This is a genomic window from Massilia sp. X63, assembly GCF_041023745.1.
Taxonomy (GTDB): domain Bacteria; phylum Pseudomonadota; class Gammaproteobacteria; order Burkholderiales; family Burkholderiaceae_D; genus Telluria.
The window spans coordinates 79,479-95,353 of sequence record NZ_JBFTEF010000009.1; the positions used below are offsets into that span (position 1 = coordinate 79,479).

At 58.9% G+C, this 15,875-nt stretch carries 14 protein-coding genes; 7 read left to right on the plus strand and 7 right to left on the minus strand.

Annotation, left to right across the window (positions count from 1 at the left end; translation table 11 throughout):
- Positions 1–49: 49 nt before the first annotated feature.
- Positions 50–709, minus strand: coding sequence for a hypothetical protein (locus tag AB3347_RS17875; RefSeq protein WP_369093117.1), 660 nt, complete (start codon positions 707–709; stop codon positions 50–52).
- A gap of 184 nt (positions 710–893) precedes the next feature.
- The gene (locus tag AB3347_RS17880; RefSeq protein ID WP_369093118.1) at positions 894–2,150 is read right to left on the minus strand and encodes a hypothetical protein; all 1,257 of its coding nucleotides are present in this window, start codon (positions 2,148–2,150) and stop codon (positions 894–896) included.
- Between the two features lie 1,144 nt (positions 2,151–3,294).
- Between AB3347_RS17880 and parM the strand changes: the two genes are divergently transcribed.
- Both parM and AB3347_RS17890 read left to right on the plus strand, forming a co-directional pair.
- Positions 3,295–4,413: a plasmid segregation protein ParM domain-containing protein gene (parM, locus tag AB3347_RS17885; RefSeq protein WP_369093119.1), complete on the plus strand. Its 1,119-nt coding sequence runs from the start codon at positions 3,295–3,297 to the stop codon at positions 4,411–4,413.
- 15 nt (positions 4,414–4,428) lie between these two features.
- Positions 4,429–4,890 carry a hypothetical protein gene (locus AB3347_RS17890; protein ID WP_369093120.1) on the plus strand — a complete coding sequence of 154 codons (462 nt, stop codon included), beginning with the start codon at positions 4,429–4,431 and terminating at the stop codon, positions 4,888–4,890.
- An 839-nt stretch (positions 4,891–5,729) separates the two neighbouring features.
- Here the strand turns inward: AB3347_RS17890 and AB3347_RS17895 are convergent.
- The 5 genes from AB3347_RS17895 to AB3347_RS17915 all read right to left on the minus strand — a co-directional run bounded on the left by AB3347_RS17895 (position 5,730) and on the right by AB3347_RS17915 (position 11,282).
- Positions 5,730–6,191 (minus strand): hypothetical protein, encoded by a 462-nt coding sequence (locus tag AB3347_RS17895; protein ID WP_369093121.1) that lies wholly within the window; start codon positions 6,189–6,191, stop codon positions 5,730–5,732.
- A gap of 83 nt (positions 6,192–6,274) precedes the next feature.
- The gene (locus tag AB3347_RS17900; RefSeq protein ID WP_369093122.1) at positions 6,275–7,282 is read right to left on the minus strand and encodes a hypothetical protein; all 1,008 of its coding nucleotides are present in this window, start codon (positions 7,280–7,282) and stop codon (positions 6,275–6,277) included.
- A gap of 249 nt (positions 7,283–7,531) precedes the next feature.
- Positions 7,532–8,542 carry a ParB/RepB/Spo0J family partition protein gene (locus AB3347_RS17905; RefSeq protein ID WP_369093123.1) on the minus strand — a complete coding sequence of 337 codons (1,011 nt, stop codon included), beginning with the start codon at positions 8,540–8,542 and terminating at the stop codon, positions 7,532–7,534.
- A gap of 19 nt (positions 8,543–8,561) precedes the next feature.
- A complete protein-coding gene (locus AB3347_RS17910; RefSeq protein ID WP_369093124.1) occupies positions 8,562–9,758 on the minus strand; it encodes a ParA family protein in 1,197 nt (398 codons plus the stop codon).
- A gap of 120 nt (positions 9,759–9,878) precedes the next feature.
- Positions 9,879–11,282, minus strand: a complete 1,404-nt coding sequence (locus AB3347_RS17915) for a replication initiation protein (protein ID WP_369093125.1) — start codon at positions 11,280–11,282, stop codon at positions 9,879–9,881.
- Positions 11,283–12,372: 1,090 nt separating this feature from the next.
- Between AB3347_RS17915 and AB3347_RS17920 the strand changes: the two genes are divergently transcribed.
- The 5 genes from AB3347_RS17920 to AB3347_RS17940 are packed head-to-tail and all read left to right on the plus strand — an operon-like array spanning position 12,373 to position 15,764.
- Entirely contained in the window at positions 12,373–12,816 is a 444-nt protein-coding gene (locus AB3347_RS17920) for a DotD/TraH family lipoprotein (RefSeq protein ID WP_369093126.1), read from the plus strand.
- 1 nt (position 12,817) lies between these two features.
- Positions 12,818–13,627 (plus strand): type IV secretory system conjugative DNA transfer family protein, encoded by an 810-nt coding sequence (locus AB3347_RS17925; RefSeq protein WP_369093127.1) that lies wholly within the window; start codon positions 12,818–12,820, stop codon positions 13,625–13,627.
- The gene (locus AB3347_RS17930) at positions 13,624–14,802 is read left to right on the plus strand and encodes an ATPase, T2SS/T4P/T4SS family (RefSeq protein WP_369093128.1); all 1,179 of its coding nucleotides are present in this window, start codon (positions 13,624–13,626) and stop codon (positions 14,800–14,802) included. Before AB3347_RS17925 ends, AB3347_RS17930 begins: the two co-directional genes overlap by 4 nt.
- On the plus strand, positions 14,802–15,065 hold the full coding sequence (locus tag AB3347_RS17935; protein WP_369093129.1) for a hypothetical protein: 264 nt from the start codon (positions 14,802–14,804) through the stop codon (positions 15,063–15,065). Before AB3347_RS17930 ends, AB3347_RS17935 begins: the two co-directional genes overlap by 1 nt.
- Before the next feature lie 12 nt (positions 15,066–15,077).
- Positions 15,078–15,764: a hypothetical protein gene (locus AB3347_RS17940; protein WP_369093130.1), complete on the plus strand. Its 687-nt coding sequence runs from the start codon at positions 15,078–15,080 to the stop codon at positions 15,762–15,764.
- Positions 15,765–15,875 lie beyond the last annotated feature (111 nt).

A 15,875-nucleotide genomic window follows, 5' to 3' on the forward strand; every position in this document is an offset into this window, starting at 1 on the left:
GCTTCATCCGCAATTCTGGAAGGCTTTCACATGCGTGGTTGCAAGCGGTCTATTCGTCGCGGCCGTCGGCGCTGTCCATAGGTCCAACGTGTGCCTTGAAGCGCTCGCGCTCCAGCGAGCCCGCGAGCTGCTGCACGACGTCCCGGCGCTGCGCGGTGGTGGGCGGCCCTTGGGGCGCCTGGTGCTCGGGCAGCGGCCCATGCGCTTCTCGGTACCTGCGCAGCTGGCGCTCGGTGTCGATCGTAGATCTCAGCCACGTAACATCGCCGGCCAACGTGCCCAGCATCTTGACGACACGCTCATCGATCTCACCACTGGAGAAAGAACCAGGCAGCATGGCCATCGTGGACTCGACAGTAGCCTCGACAATCTGGCGAACGGCTGTCTCGCTCAACGCTGTCGGTGCTGGAGAGGCGCCGTACCGTTCTGCATGAGCCGCCTTCTCGCTGGCGGCCCGCTCGAAACGCGCGCGCGCGGTAGCTCGGGCCACTGCGACCGCAGTCTGCTTGGAGCCGCGCCCGGCCAAGCTGAGGAGGAGGGTCGATGTCGGTGGCAATCCGGCCTGATCGAGAGCCAGGGCGAGCGCCTGGATCTGGTCGGCAGCAGACTGGAGATGCTCGACCTGGTCGAGCTGTGCGGCGACCCCTGCGGCTTCGGGCTCGGTCAGCCACGGGAATGATGTGAGGAGAGCGGGTATGTACGTGGACATCAATAAACCATATGGTCGCCAAACGATACCGTATGGTACAGAAGAATGGCAGATTGCGTGGAACAGCTCTCGGGGCCGTGAAACAATCGCTTTTTCACGGCCTTTTTCCGTCCAAAAACAGATCTATGTTATTGAAAACTAAGGGATTCGTTCGCTCGGCGATCGGATTCCCATTGTTTCACGCTCAATAGTCCTCTGCCTCGACCTGGTTGTCGTCCGAAGCCAAGGCCCCGAGCAATGCCGGGTTCTGCTCAAACACAGCGGCCTTGGCCAATACATCGTGGCCTGGGACTGCTACTGGGATGCCGGCGCTGCGCACCTTCCGTGGGCCGGCGTAAGAGTTCGCCCGATGTTTCCCGGTGTACCAGTTCTGGCTCACATATGGCGAGTGCCCCATCATGGCCGCGGCAACGAAGGTGCCATAGGCGGCCGCGACGTTCGCACGCGCCTGGTGCCGGAGCGAGTACAGCGTGATCCGGATCGGGTCCTTTCCCTGAACCGGCGCCGGCCACAGCTCGCGGCATGCGCGGCCCATGGCGCGTGAGCACCGGCGCGAGTAATTACGGACGGCCTCGTGCGCGTCGGATTTCGTGGTGATCACCGACTGGATCTCCTCGAAGTGCTGACGGACATGGATCTGGTAGACGCCCGGTTCCACCACGATGGTCCGCTCCCAGTCCGGCTCGCCGGCCTTGCGCTTGGCGGTGTCGACGACCACTGCCAGCCAGCCGGCCTCGGACTCGCCGCGAGGAACCTCGGACGACGTCGCCGGCCGAATCACTGCATTGACCCATTCAGTCGGGCGCAGCCCGGTGGAGATCGTGGCCATGGCGAAGGACTGGGCGCGGCGCGCCCACTGGTTGCGCTCGGAGTATGCCGTTGCCAGGTGCGTGATGACCTTATCGAACTGCTTAGCCGGGATGGACTTGTCGCGCGCCGGCCTCTTGGCGCGCGGGCGGCCCGCGCCATACGGCTTGGATGACACAACGACGAGCGCGGCCAGCGCGCGGATCAGTGTGGGCTGCGGCTGGCCCAAGCTCTCGCACTGCAGTGCGCGCTGATTCATTGTGTGAAGGAAGCCCGCTCGATAAAGACGCCACGTGGCCGCACTTATACTCGCGGAGTGGAGGAATAATCGGCGGATTATATCCACTGGGTTGAGTATATCGTCGGCCTGCATCTCGTTCGAATACTTGATCTCAAGAATTCGTGAGTTCGTCTCATACGTGGCGACGGAGCGGACGTTGGGCGCCCCCATCGAGGCGGCGGCGCGCGCCTGGCGCCACTCGGCGACGATCTGCTCGGCCGCGTCCTGCGGCATATTCTCCAGGAGCGTCTCGGCATCAATGTTTTTAAGAGCCAGGGCGGTTGGGGTGCCACCTTGCGCGGTCGGCCGTGGCTGTGAGAATCCCGAGGATTGTGGTGCGGTTGCTTGCTGCATTGGCGGCATATTTTTGTTCGGTCGGGGACCGTAGACGTGGGGAAAACAGGGTCGGACAAGGGCCGCGGAGCGTCGAATTGCCGTGCGTCAACAGTATAATGGTTTTTTTATACTCCAGCGCCTCTGTCCTGCCATTAGGTGCCGGGTCGAGACCCCCCTTTGACCCGTCACCTAACCACGCAGGAACGCGCTGGATACTGAATATCACGGCGTTATAACCAATAGGCCGCTCGAGCCTGCCGAGAGCCAGCAGTCAGCACAATCAGTCGGCCGTACCTGGCACTGGAAACCCGGCCTCAGGGCACGCTTCGCCCCACGAACTGGAAGCTGAACTTTGCACCTGGCGAACTCGGGGCGGAGCGCTTCAAAAGCGTTCGGTTCGTCCGTGAATGAGCAGTGTTGCACAGGTGCGAATCTTCATGTTTGCAACCACGTCTACCTAACTGACAATCACGCCAGAATGATAGGCCGGCGATACCTGACACCGTAGGTACCTAAGTCGTTGATTCTATTTGTTAGGTTGGGTTTCTTGATGGTTGGCGGGCCGCGGTTAGGTAGCATCGGAGACCTAACCGCGCTTTCGCATCATTTTTTCGCCCATCTAACACCCGAACTCACGGCCGCAGACCGCGATGGCCGCGTGCCGGCTGAGATCTCCCGCAGCCAGCACAAGCGCTCGCAGCGCCTTTGCCATAGACAGCTGTCGTCCGCGCTTTTTGCAGATGTTGAGGGTAACATACGGGCACCCTGCCCCGCTTCTATCACAGCGGCATGTAGCCCAAAAATATATTGGCGCTGAGGATATAACCGCGAGTATAAATCGCCTGAGATATACCCAATCGCGAGGATCGCCCTCCACCGCTTGCTCGATATGGAAACCGACATGCCGGGAGTGCATTTTTTAGCCTCCCAAGTGCAACGCATGCACTTTAAAGGCATCCGAGGCATCTTTCCGCACGCACTTTAAGTGCCTTAGCGGCCTTCCGCTGCACTGCAATGCACTAAAAATGCACTCAAGGGCCAAAAAAGGCATGGTTGCAAGGGGTTTCATCTTGACAACTACACCAGTTCGTGTAGAGTGTCGTCACGTAGTAATGAAACGTAACAAGCGGCGATTTCGCCATAGTGCAACGACGGAGATCAAATGAAGCATTCACTCATCGCTATCGGCCAAGACGACGGCCACGACACCATCAAAACCTGCTTCGGCTACGACGCCACTGAGAAGAAATTCCAGTACGGCTATCACAAGTCCAAGGCCACCCCCGGCGTCAATCAGGTCATGTCGGTCGGCAACCAGCATAGCTCGGCTTATAAGACCGATGGCGAGAGCTGGACCGTTGCTAATGGCCAGGCGCTGATCAAGACCATGGACACGCGGATGGTCGACTATCCACTCTCGAGCCTGAATCGAGTGCTGGTCAATCACGCGTTGGCTGACGTTGGCCTTGGTGGCCAGCAGCTCTTCCTGGTGACTGGCTTACCAGTGGACCAGTACTACAAGGACAGCGCGCCAAATGTGGCGCTGATTGAGAAGAAGATGGACAGCTTGGCTAAGCCTGTGGAACGCATTGGCGCCGGCGCGCCGCTGGCCACCATCGCCCGCCAGAAAGTCGTCAGCGAAGGGATCGCCGCTTTCTACGACGCCCTCCTCAACCCCGACGGTACCTACAACGAAAGCGTGAGCCAGATCATTACGCGCCGTCCCGTGGCGGTCGTGGACCTCGGTGGCAAGACCCTGGACATCGCTGTCGTCATCGAGAATGTCCGCGGTGTTTATGGCGAGCGCAGTGGCACCGAGAACGTAGGTGTTCTCACCCTGCTGACCAAAATCACGGCTCGCATCAAGTCGCAGTTCAATCTGAGCAATGACCCGCCGCCGAGCTACGTTGAAGAAGCCCTGCGCACCAAAAAGTATGAGCTCTTCGGCGAAGACCATGACGTGTCCGAGATCATCGAGAATTCGTGCCGTGAGTATCTGGCTGAGGTGAAGAATTTTTTCGTTGCGAAAGTCGGCGATGGTTCCGACCTGGGCGCAGTCATCTTCGTTGGCGGCGGCGCCGCACTCATCCGCTCGGCCCTGGGTGATGAGGTCTTCAGCGAGGTCTATAAGGGCAAGCGCATGATCTCAGACGATCCTGAGTTCGCAAATTCCAGGGGCATGTGGAAGTTCGCCAACTTCATTGTGAAGCCAGAAGATCGCGTCGTCGACATCGCAGATGCAACCGAAGAGTCCGTGAAACCCAAGAAGGTGGCAGCGTAACGCTGGAGTGAACCAATGGCTCTGTTCAACTTCCGCCTGTTCTTGCGCCCTACCCCGATCGGCAAGGCCATTATCGAGCGGCTCACTGCCGAGGGCACGGATCGTCAGGCCGACGCTCGACGTTGGGTCGAGTTAGGTTACGCGCTGGAGCAGGCTGGTTTCCGCTTGGACGGGACGACGGTCTATCATGCCGGCCGCGTGTTCGCAGCTGACCAAGTGCAAGCCGGTGCGGCGCCAGCCGCTCCTGTTGCTTCGGATAGCTCTCTGGCGGCGTCCGCGCCTGCAGAACCAGCCCCGTCGAGTGACCGGCCGCGTCATACGGCGGCGCCTACCAGTCAAGTCGCTGAGCATGCTGCTGCTCAACTTGGCAAGGTCCCAGCGCCGCAGCCGAGCGTGCCACCGGCACCACCGCCCACCACCAGCTCTCAGCGTCCCGACGACGAGCTGACGTCGAACCTTCGCGACCTTTCCTTCTAAAGGTCTATCCCATCAGGCCACTACGAAGCTCCGGTCCTGATGGGAACACACTTTCTCCCTCGTAGAGCACTCACCAGTTGCAACCGGCTGAGCTTCTATCCTGCCTGCGCCGGCAGCTTTTTTCTAAGTGATTGATTTCAAAAGAATCCCAACTTGGGATTGAACCATCTTGCCCCATAGCCCGCTTAAATTCCGGGTATAGGTCATCAGCCCTGCCCCGCCGATTGCTAAGTTCGTCGCGAGCTCACGGACGCCATGCTGCCGAGTCGGCTGGCCATGGCCCGGTATGCTTGGCATTACAGATGGGCGCTCTCCTGTCTCGCATCCGCAAGACAGGGCCGCAGCCCCTCTTCTGACCACTCCCTGCTTGGGACGCACTCCTGTCCCCATGCGCCCCACCGCGGCACCGGAGTGTGGCGTCAACTCGCGATCGTTCAGCGCCACACTCACATGCGTGTGGGCCGTCTGCAAAGCCCAAGGCACTATCTTGGCACACGAGTCTAAGCTGCCCGCGGTTCTCTAACGCCCTCGGCACGGCATGACTAAGCGCCCTACAGCAAGCCGGCCTCGAGCTCAAATGCGCTATGCGCGACGAGACGCGCGCAAACTGGCGCGGGGAGGGGTCGGGCCAATAGACGGGGAGGCGAGGGCTCGCGAAGACGAACCTGTACAGCGACGCTCGCTAGTAGACCGAGCGGCGCACCTTTTTTATACTTAGCGACGCGCACTTCCCTACGCTTTTTTCTAAGTGCTTGATTCTAAAGTAATCCCAAGTTGGGATCGGCCAGCACTATGCCCAATCAACGCGAGCACAGGATTGGCCAGCCGTTTTCACTCCGCTATTTTTGTTCGAGGTAGTTACGCAGCAGCTTATTGCCCGCACTACCCGGCAGGTGCTCCTCACAAGGCCGGTAATGAAAGATCCAGAAATACTCAGCAGCGAGCTGGTACTGTGCCAACGACAGGCACCCAGTTCCCTTGTTTCCTTGGGTATGCTCGCGGGCGCGAGCTTTTAGATCCCCATGCTCGCCCATGTAGACGATGTATGAATCGCCTAGCTCTAGCGGAACGATCGCAGCGCCCTGTGCGATGAGATACTGGGCATCAGCCGCTCGATTCGCGATCTGGTAGTGCAGGCCTTCTTCCAGAGGCAGCGGAAAGCGCAACAGGGCGTCCAATGGCGCATCAGTCTCAATGGCGTACCAGCCTGGCACAGCTGGAATCTGGCGGCGCCACGAAGCGTCGGCGAAGTCCATTTCGACGTGATGGAAGTCGTTAATATTGAGGCCTGGTACGGTCATAAGGTCGTCCGAAATATGGTCAGCGGTTGCTGCGGCAGCCGTCTGCTCGCAGGGCTCGCAACTATCCTGGCTAGCGCCCCGTATCACCACTCCTCGCCGTCGTCCTCCCAATCCACTTCCCGCGGCGCCACCAGTAGCACCTTCTCGTCGAGGAAAGCGCGTGCGAACCGCAGGTTGACCGGCATGGAACCCGTCGCCGACTCGACCACCGCGAGCTGGCCTGGCCCATCTGCCGCCCGGAAGACGCCCAGGAGAGTTCCATCGTCGGCGATAACCTGGTGCCCGTCGTACCGATGGTCAAGGGCCTCCAGCTTGCGCTTCGCCAGGTCATCCATCGCCGCAGACTGCTGCTGCTCTCGCGACTGGCGCGCGACCCATGCGAAGTCCACATTCTTCCGGAGGAGACAAGCTAGGTAGGCCACTACCTCACGGCCCCGTAGGGCGGCGATGTTGCCCTTCACCACCTGGACGACATCACCCAACCGCTTTCCAGCCTTCTTGGCCATGGCCATCAGCCAGCACACGGCCGTGCGCTTCACTCCCTGGTCGAGCAGGGGCAGCAACTCCACTGGCAGCCTGGTTTCGCGGTCGATGTCGTGCTTTTTCTCGGAACTCTGGTCCCCGGTTGTTTTCTGAATAGACTGCTTTTTGTTGGTAAGTTCCTTCTTTATATGGCCGTGTGTCGTTTTGGCAGACGGCCCGTTGTGGATAACGCTCTTGAGGCCGAGCAGAACCAGCGCTTTATCGGTCAGGTAGATTGGAGACAGGTAGAACTTGCCGTCGAGGTGCTTGCGCAGCTGGCCGCGCGTAATGTAGCCCTTATCTTCAAGCAGCTTGAGGCCGCGGTACACCGGCGACATGGAATTCATGAGCGCCTCGGCCCGGAGGGTGTCGCGCCTGGGGAAGATTTCGCTCTTGAGAGAACGTGCGCGCACGAACGTGAGCACGCCGAAAAGCACACGGCGCGCGGTCTGGTTCAGATCCAGGCAGGTAAGGGGATTGAAGACCTCAGCTCGCGCATTGATCAAAGGAAGTGGAAGAGGGCGGGCGAGCGCAACCGCGCGCCCAGCCATCAGCTGGTATAGCGACATAAAAAACTCCTTTTCTTAGAGAAAAAGAGTCCCCGAGACTTGACAACGGCGTTCTCCGCGCTACACTGATGGCTTGAACTTAGCTGATACCGATTGGCGTCGGTGTGTAGCGAATCTGTGGGAGACAGTCGTTAGTCTTTCTCAAAGCAAGGCCCAGGTTTGGCGACCTGGGCTTTTGTCTTTTCGGGACTCGTGTGTCCGTTTAGTGCTTATCTCATGGCGTTATCCTGGTAAGTAGGGCAGGGGCCTTCAGGCCGACTGCTTAACGATTTCAGCCTTCAAAAACTCTTCGAACTTGGCCGCCCACTCGGCGGGCGATGCAGAGGGGTCACTGAACTTCACGGTCACCTGGTCACCACGCACCGTAAGCTGCGCGAAACGTTTTTTCCCATTCTTGACGATCACTGGCTCTCTCGCCGCCGGCCGCGCCGTGGGAGACGTACGACCGGAAGCGAAAGCTACCGCTTTCTCTTCGGTGAAGCGCTCGGCTTTTGACTGTTCCGACGAGCTGCTATTCGAACTGGATTCAGCCAACTTTTTCACCGCTTCGACCACCAGTTCGCTGCGGCCCGCTTTCGCAGCCCTCGCAAGTTTCTCCGCTGCCGACGAGCCAAGAACGAATGGATTTTGCTCAAGCACTGTGAGCGCTTCCGCAGGCAGGCCGTCGAACTGCATCAGGCGCGAAATCGTCGACGTGCTCAGGCCTGATTCTGCTGCCAGATCTTTCTGCTCGAGGCCAGCTTCCGCCAAGCGCGCCTTCAGGCCCTGGTACTTCTTGAAGTCCGGGAGACTTGGCGCCAGCAGGTTGGCATAGAAGGCAAGCACTTCGACGCTATCGCGGGGGACATCTCGCACCACGGCGAGGATCTTCGTGCGGCCAAGCTCCTCGTATAGGTCCACGCGGTTATAGCCAGAGAAGAGTTCGAACCCTTCTGGCGTCTCCGGCAGAACCACGACCGGATGGATCAACGGATTCGCATCAAGGTTTGCTTTCAGCTCGGCGCGTTCCGTTGGCGATAACGGCCGTTGGCGGCCTGCCACGCGAATGATGCGGGAGATATCCAGCTCCATCGCATTGCCGCCTTTTTCAAGCTCAGCAATCTTGGCCAACGCATCCAGGTACTTGCCCTGCAGCGCCATTAACTGGCCTGGAGCAGTGCGCGCCGGGCGCTCTACTGCTGGCGTCCCCACTCCCATCGGCAGGTCATCGCCGAGGTCAATCAAGGCAGCCTTAGCGACCTGATCTTTGCTAGTCGACATCGTTTTCTCTCTCTCTCTACTACGCTTCAACTTCTTCGGTATCCCACAACCGGCAAGTGCGGTCATCAGTCATGTCGACCAGCTTGTCGTAGGGGTCGCGAATTCGACGATATGCCTCTGCACTGCCGTCGTAATTCGGCATGTCGTAGATGGTTTTGAACTCGGTGCTGGTGGTACGCGCGAGCTCAGTTTCCGGGATCTCGATCGGCGACACGTAGGAACCGTAGGTCTTCCTGATCCACTCGTTCACGAGCTGGGCCGAGGTCTTGTTCGGCATGCGCGAGATGAGGATCTCGATCGAGTCGAACGACTTCATCTCTCCGTCTCGGCCGAAGCTCCTCATGCCATTGACCAGGTCGGAGAACAGCGACCAGAACTGCACCATCGACGAGTAAGACAAGACGTCCGGCACGATCGGCACCAACATGGAGTCGGCAGCAAAAATAGAGTTGATGGTGAGGTACGACAGCGTTGGCGCCGTGTCAAGGATGATGTAGTCGTAGTCGTCGCGCAGAGGCTCAAGGGCATTGCGCAGAACCTGCCAGAATTGGAAGGAAGCGTCACCCTGGTGCACCTGGGCCGGCAGCAGGAACTCTGCGTTGAACAGGTCCGATGAAGCAGGGATCAAATCCAGGTTGTCCCAATAGGTTTTCATCGGGGCATAGCGCAGATCTGCCTGGGATTGATCGATTACCGGCAGAACCGTCTGGTCCACGTCGATCTCGGCGTTAGGATTGATGCCGAAGAGGGTGGTGGTGGAGCCTTGTGGATCCAGGTCGATGATCAGCACTCGCCGGCCCCTGCGAAGGGTGAGGCCCTGGGCCAAATTCATGGCAGTCGACGTTTTCGTTACGCCGCCTTTGAAGTTGCCGACCGTGATGATCCTGCCTTTCTTGCCTTTTCCGCGCTTCTTCGGCTTCACCGTCGCTTCGACCCATTGCATTGTCTCGGCTAGGGTGAACCTGCGCATCTTACCCTTCGACTCTTGCGTCCCCTGAGGCAGCTTCCCAGCCTTGAGCAAGGTGTTCATCTTTGTCTTATCGATACCACAAAGTGCCTGAACCTTGTTGCTGGGAAAGACGGGAGCCTCTTTGCGAGGGTGGGGTTGCAGCATCGAATCTCTGATCCGATGGAGCATTTTGGCCGAGCGGTCGGCCACATTGATCAGGTCGTCTGGGGTGACGCGCTGTGGTACTGGAGAGATGCCAAGTTCCATTCGAGCTCCAAAGAATTTTGTCTTGACCAGGTCGCCCTAGTGGCAAGTAAACAACATTCCTCGGAGCATACTACCGATTTTAGTAAAACTCAACAAAACGGTAGTTTTTTTCTTGATGCGTCATGCAGCGAAGGGGAGGTTACATTCGGTCGGCATTCCATGCTTCACCGTGAGCTGCTTGCGGACCCAGGTCATGAAGGGTACACGCTCCGTTGCGATCTTGAACGTGCCGGTGACAGGATCATAGCTGGTCGCTCGACCGGCGCCCTCGCCGGCGACATACGTGGCCGCGAATTCCTTCATCTCCGCATCGGACAGGCTCTTGACCAGGTCACGCAACTTATCCCCACGGGCCAGTTTCTCGGCTTCGGCTTTTTCTCGAGCAGCTGCCTGGGCAGCTTCCGCTGCACGCTTAGCATTTGCCTCTTCTTCCAGCTGCTTATCGAAGGTGCTCGTCGAGAGGTCGATCGTGGTGTCTTCGATCAGTTTGCGAACATAGCCGCCAGTTTTCTTGATCTGGCCTCCACGCGCTTTCTGCTCGGTGATGTCCAGCGCTGCTACAGCACGCTGCTCGTCGGTGAGGATCCAGGCAATCGCCAGCTTCTCGCCGATACCATGGCTGCGAAGACGTTTGAACGTGTCGCCCTGCTTCACCTCTTCGATGACGTTCTCGTTCTGGTTGAAGATCGTCGCCTGCTCTTTTTCTTCGACGACGAATCGGATGCGGGCAACCTTGCGGCCCACGCGCTCGTATTCGGCCGTGAGTTTGATGTCGGACACCTCGTTCACCTCTTTCACAGCCTTTTTGATGACCAGGTCAGAGAGCCGGCGGAAATCGTCGTACGTCGGCGTACTGGCCCCCATCAGCTTCCGGAAAATCGCGAGGGACATCCAGCCGGTGGAGCCGATACGGCGATAACGCACGCAGTTCTCGTAGAGGGTGAGGGCATATCCGGACCTGAACTGGCGCTGAATGCCGACGTTGATGATCGCGTACACATCCGGATCGCCCAGCTCCTCGGCCAGACGCGTCGCGTATTCGTATTCACAGTAGCCGTTCACCAGATCCGCAGATGCCAGAAGGGCTGTTGCCGTCCAGCGCTGGGTCTTCTTGCCAGGCTGAGCAGCGGCATCCTCCATCAGGTTGAACTCGACAGGGGTCGTCACGATCCGAAGCAGGGCTTTCTTGAGATGCACCGTGTCGTCACCTTCAGCCCACCCGAGCATCGCCATGAGCCATTTCGTTGGCAGGCGATGTTGCCGCACCGTAGCCAAGTTATCGTAGGCATTCAGCAGCAGGATGTTCACGAGCTTGCGTTCCACCAGGCCGAGTTCGCCCGACGTGTGGATTGCTGCAACATGCTTTTTCACCTCCTGCTTGCCGCCGATGACTTCACCACGGCGGGTTGCTAGGTGGGGAGTGGCGAGAGCAAGGGAGACAGTATCGTCGGGAACTACATTCGTTTCTTGTGCGTCTACTTTTGCTTCACGGGCTTCATTGCTTTGTTTCGTCTTGCCAGGCATTGCTACTCCAAATTCGACAACATGCAGAAATACTAGCAGGCAACGTCATACTCTCGCAATTGGCTCTATGGCATTTCACCAACAATCGAAGGCAAGTCGCAGCGCTTCCGACCGAGTCAAGAGACCGTTACCACCGCAGCCAGCATCGTACCGCCACCTCCCAGATGCTGTAGTTGCAACCACGCCTGCAAAAATAGGGCAGATCACCCCGAAAACTATGGCATTTACCAAGTGCCAAAGGCCTTCAGTGCATTTTCACCCCGAAAACTATGGCTTTAAGCGCCCAATTTGCAACCACGCCCCGAAAACTATGGCAATAGCGGCTCTTTTATTGCAATTCTAGAAATCTCCTCCCTTTACGCGGACGCACTAGACCAATCTCCAGCTCGGCCAAGCGCCGTCTTCGATCACCATGCGCACCGATACGCACAACTCAACGCTGACTTGTCAAGGCTATAGAACACATTGATTGTTACATTTTGTGAGATTTCGCAAACACTTGCGTTGTCATTCAATTAAAGATAGCAATTGAGCAGCCTTTTTCTTGACGGCAAGAAACTGTTGTGATCCAGCAACTAAGACATCGCCGCCTTCGGCTTTTGAGCACCCCGAAAACTATGGCATTAGAAAAAAAAGGGGTCGAAAACGCCCCGAAAACTATGACATATCGCCCCGGAAACTATGGCGATACCCCGAACTCTATGACGTATCACCCCGAAATCTAGGGCACTTCACCCCGAATAATATGGCAATACCCTTCTGAAACCCGCATGGATAGTGGCTTTCAGCCCTTAAAGGTTTACTAAAGGTTGTTGGTTTTAAAGTAAACAACAACAAGCAGCCTTCGGCCGCTTGTCGTCGTTGTTGTTTTTTGAAGAAGAACTTCAACCCCGAAAACCCAACACCCCGGTATGCACGCTCCCCTGGCCCCTGGCCCCTGGTTGTGATGGGTCCCACGCCTGAAGACGTCGACACTGAGCGTTTCCAACATGTCATCACCATTGCCTCGGTGCATCCTTTTTCTTGCACTGGAGAACGCGAGGCTGTAATCTATCGGCTTGATTCGTTTTATGGTTACAGGACAGAACAAATGATGCGCACCACTCCTCTGATGGGCCGTTCAATGATCGCTACTGTGGTCGCTGCTCTGCTCACGGCTTGTGCGTCGTCGAAGCCAGTTGAAGCCCCAGATGACACCCCTGGTGTGCGCATGTCGATCCTGGAAGCTGCCGTGCGCGCTGACGCGAAGAAGGCCGAAATGGCAGAGGCGACAACGCCAGCAAGCCTTGCCGGCAACACGATGACTGTCATCTGGGAAGGTGACGCTTCGGAGATCCTGAAGCGCATCGCTGCCGCCCAAGGCCTCGCTTTCAAGCACACTGGTCCGCAGCCTCGGCTGGCCCTGCCAGTGTTCATCAAGCTGCGCGGCGCGACGCTGACGCAAGCACTCACCGCAATTGCCGAGCAGTGCGGCGGCCGCGCCGACGTGGTGCTGAACGACACCTTCATCGAGCTGCGCTCGAAGCTGTATTGATATGGCCGGAGTATTTACCCGCAGCGTCATCGGCGCAGGTGTAATTGTCGCGGCGTTCATGCCGCTCGCATACGCAGATGCCGCGACCCCGCAGTCCACGCTCGACAAGGTGCTGTCCGCCACGTCGCAGCTGTCCTCCATCCCTTCCGGGATTTCCGAGGTTCGCGCCGCTGCACTCAAGCAGCTCGGCATCGGCCTGGGCATGCGCGCTGGCCTGGCCGATGAAAGCCGCGTGATCATCGCTGAGATCGAGAAGGAGAAGACTGTTCTCGACACCAAGTTCAACTTCGGCTCGCTGACGTTCCCGACGGGCGCATTGCCGCCGGTGATCGAGGAAGCCAAGGATGTCATCGCGATTACCGAGTATTCCATGCGCGTCCAGGGTCGCGTGTACCGAATCGTCTCTCCGGCCACCTTTGGCCAGAACAACTGGCGCAACTACCTCTACCTGGGCCTGACTGACAGCGACGACCAGATTGTCGGCGACGCGCAGCGCAGCATCCTGCCCAAAGACGACGCCGAGAAGAAGTACTGGGAATCGGTCGTGCGTTCAGCATACGCGGAAGGCCGCAAGCAATCGCGCAAGATTTTCGAACTGAACCTGGCACGCTTGGAGCGTGACTTCAACGGCATGCGCCTGTTCTACGCACTGTACGGCCGCGGCCTGGTCAGCGCGCCGAAGTTTGCAGCTGCAACCGACACCGTTAGCCGCCCTGATCCGAACACCATCGTCATCGGCGACTCGGTCTTCCGCATCTCGTCGCAGCCGACGTTCAACGGCAATTCCGCCGACTGGAAGACCACGAAGTGATCGCCAATACCGTTGAGGGCCTGACGCCCTTCGTCCTGCCGGCCGGGTTCGGTGAACGCGAGGCGCACGTGCTGATCACGTCCGCACTCGACCAGGGCTGCTCGGACGTGAAGATCCAAAGTAACGATTACGTCACCGTGTACTGGCGCCGCAGCTGGTACCCGCTGACGACCCGCGTGCTCGAAGACACCGAGGCGAAGAAGATCCTGCAGATCCTGTGCGGTCCGGCAGCGATTCCAAAGCTCGGTAAAGGCGAAGAAGTGGACGAAGATCCTGACTTCTTCCGACCAGGTGCCGACCGTGTCCTGATCCGTCTGCGTCTGCATGCCATTGCAGCTCGCGTCGGTGGCGAGAAAAACGGCGTCTCGATTACGATCCGAACGATTCCCGAGAACCTTCCTGAGTTGTCGAAAATGAGCCTGCCAGATGGCGTGGCTGACGACCTCCAGGTCGACAAAGGCCTCATCCTGATCAACGGCCCTACCGGCTCTGGTAAGACGACGCTCATCGCGGCCGTGCTGCACGAACGCACGAAGGAAGTGCCGGCACCAAGCATCCAGACATTCGAAGAGCCGATCGAGATCAGCTACGGCAAGGCCGGGCTCGGCCGTGGGCCGCTCGTGGCGCAGGCGGCGATCGGGAAGCACCTGCTGAGCTGGGGCCGCGCGGCTCCGTCGGCGATGCGATCCAAGCCTGACATCCTCTTGATGGGCGAGGTCCGCGACCAGGAGACGGCTGACAAGACGGTCGAAATGGCGATCACCGGCCACTCGGTGCTGGCCACGATCCACGCCGACACGCCCAACGAGACGATGTTCCGCCTGGTCGAGATGTTCCCTGTCGAGGTCCGCTCGGCAGCGGCGTCGAAGATTCTCGGCGCCCTCCGGATGATCTGCTCCCGCCAGATCGTGAAGCTTGCCAGCGGCCGTGTCGTCCCGCTCACCTCCTGGATCACGTTCGATTCGGAGATCAAGGACGCCTTGCAGAGCGAAGAGTGGCCGTATCCGAAATGGGCACGCTTCGTGCGCAACTACCTGATCGAACACGGTCAGGACTTTGCGACCCAGTGTGTTCCCTACATCCGTGGCGGCGAGATGAGCCTGAAGCAGTTCCGCGAGATCACCCAAATGGGCCGCGCAGAGGCGCAGGCGTACTTTGAAAAGGCAGGAGCGTAATGGATTGGCGCAACGCAGGTTACCGAACCAAGATCGGGAGCATCGACGGCTCCGTCATCTTCCCACTTTTGCTCTCGGCCATCGTCTTTCACTACGTGACGATCGGCTGCCTCGTGCTGTACGCCGGCATGAGCCTTTACATGTCCTACCGCGGCCGGTCCATGCAATGGCTCTGGCACCGCGCGCGCTACTGGGTGCGAGGTGGAGTGATCCTAGCGCGCACTCCGCGGTACTGGCGCTACGTACGAACCGGGAAATATTGAAAAGTAAACCACATGAAGATGAATAAGATCGCCGTTGCAGTAGCTCTCTGGTTCGCCGCAAGCGCCTCGCACGCCAGCTTCGTCGACAACCGTCAGACGGATGCCGTCATTGAAGTGAATTTCAAGTCGATCGCCGTTGAAGACCTGGTGGCCGAGATCGTGCCGCCAGGCTTCCAGGCGAACTACTCGCGCGCCGAGCTGCGCAAGAAGGCACTGAGGGTCAGCGGGCAGGGCACTTGGCAGCAGCTGCTGAACCAGGCAACGGCATCGACCGACGTTATCGTCACCGTCGATCTGCCGGGGCAGCGTATCCACATCGCAGACCGCGTGCGCACCGGCTCCTCGGCGGTGCCAGTCGCAGGTAGCGCGCAGAAGGCGGCGGCGCCGGCAGCACCAGTGGTCTCGGCAGACAAGCTCAAGCGCGACTGGGTTCTGCGCGCCGACGCGCACAACACTCTCGAAGAAGCGCTCGAAGAATTCGCAGCTCGCGTCGACTTCGAGCTGGTGTACGAGGCTCGCGAATTTTCGCTGAACTTGAGGCGTGACATCACCATTGCACGCAACGCCGACTTCTGGGAAGCCCTGCGCGTGATCGGTGAGACCTACCGCAAGAGCGATGGCGCCTTCCAGGTCCTGCCGACCGAATTCAAACAAATCGTGATCCTGCCAATGGGTCAGAACACTGTCGCTACCCAATAAGCCATGAACCGTACCCTCATTTCCATCGCAGTAATCGCTTCGCTCGCCGGCTGCGCGAGCACCCCGGTAATGGAGTCGGTGGCCGAGGCACATCGCGACGTAGAAGCCCAG

Excerpts from the sequence above, each read along its gene's own strand:
- AB3347_RS17875 (WP_369093117.1), bottom strand. The coding sequence starts at position 709 with ATGTCCACGTACATACCCGCTCTCCTCACATCATTCCCGTGGCTGACC.
- AB3347_RS17880 (WP_369093118.1), bottom strand. The coding sequence starts at position 2,150 with ATGCAGCAAGCAACCGCACCACAATCCTCGGGATTCTCACAGCCACGG.
- parM (WP_369093119.1), top strand. The coding sequence starts at position 3,295 with ATGAAGCATTCACTCATCGCTATCGGCCAAGACGACGGCCACGACACC.
- AB3347_RS17890 (WP_369093120.1), top strand. The coding sequence starts at position 4,429 with ATGGCTCTGTTCAACTTCCGCCTGTTCTTGCGCCCTACCCCGATCGGC.
- AB3347_RS17895 (WP_369093121.1), bottom strand. The coding sequence starts at position 6,191 with ATGACCGTACCAGGCCTCAATATTAACGACTTCCATCACGTCGAAATG.
- AB3347_RS17900 (WP_369093122.1), bottom strand. The coding sequence starts at position 7,282 with ATGTCGCTATACCAGCTGATGGCTGGGCGCGCGGTTGCGCTCGCCCGC.
- AB3347_RS17905 (WP_369093123.1), bottom strand. The coding sequence starts at position 8,542 with ATGTCGACTAGCAAAGATCAGGTCGCTAAGGCTGCCTTGATTGACCTC.
- AB3347_RS17910 (WP_369093124.1), bottom strand. The coding sequence starts at position 9,758 with ATGGAACTTGGCATCTCTCCAGTACCACAGCGCGTCACCCCAGACGAC.
- AB3347_RS17915 (WP_369093125.1), bottom strand. The coding sequence starts at position 11,282 with ATGCCTGGCAAGACGAAACAAAGCAATGAAGCCCGTGAAGCAAAAGTA.
- AB3347_RS17920 (WP_369093126.1), top strand. The coding sequence starts at position 12,373 with ATGATGCGCACCACTCCTCTGATGGGCCGTTCAATGATCGCTACTGTG.
- AB3347_RS17925 (WP_369093127.1), top strand. The coding sequence starts at position 12,818 with ATGGCCGGAGTATTTACCCGCAGCGTCATCGGCGCAGGTGTAATTGTC.
- AB3347_RS17935 (WP_369093129.1), top strand. The coding sequence starts at position 14,802 with ATGGATTGGCGCAACGCAGGTTACCGAACCAAGATCGGGAGCATCGAC.
- AB3347_RS17940 (WP_369093130.1), top strand. The coding sequence starts at position 15,078 with ATGAAGATGAATAAGATCGCCGTTGCAGTAGCTCTCTGGTTCGCCGCA.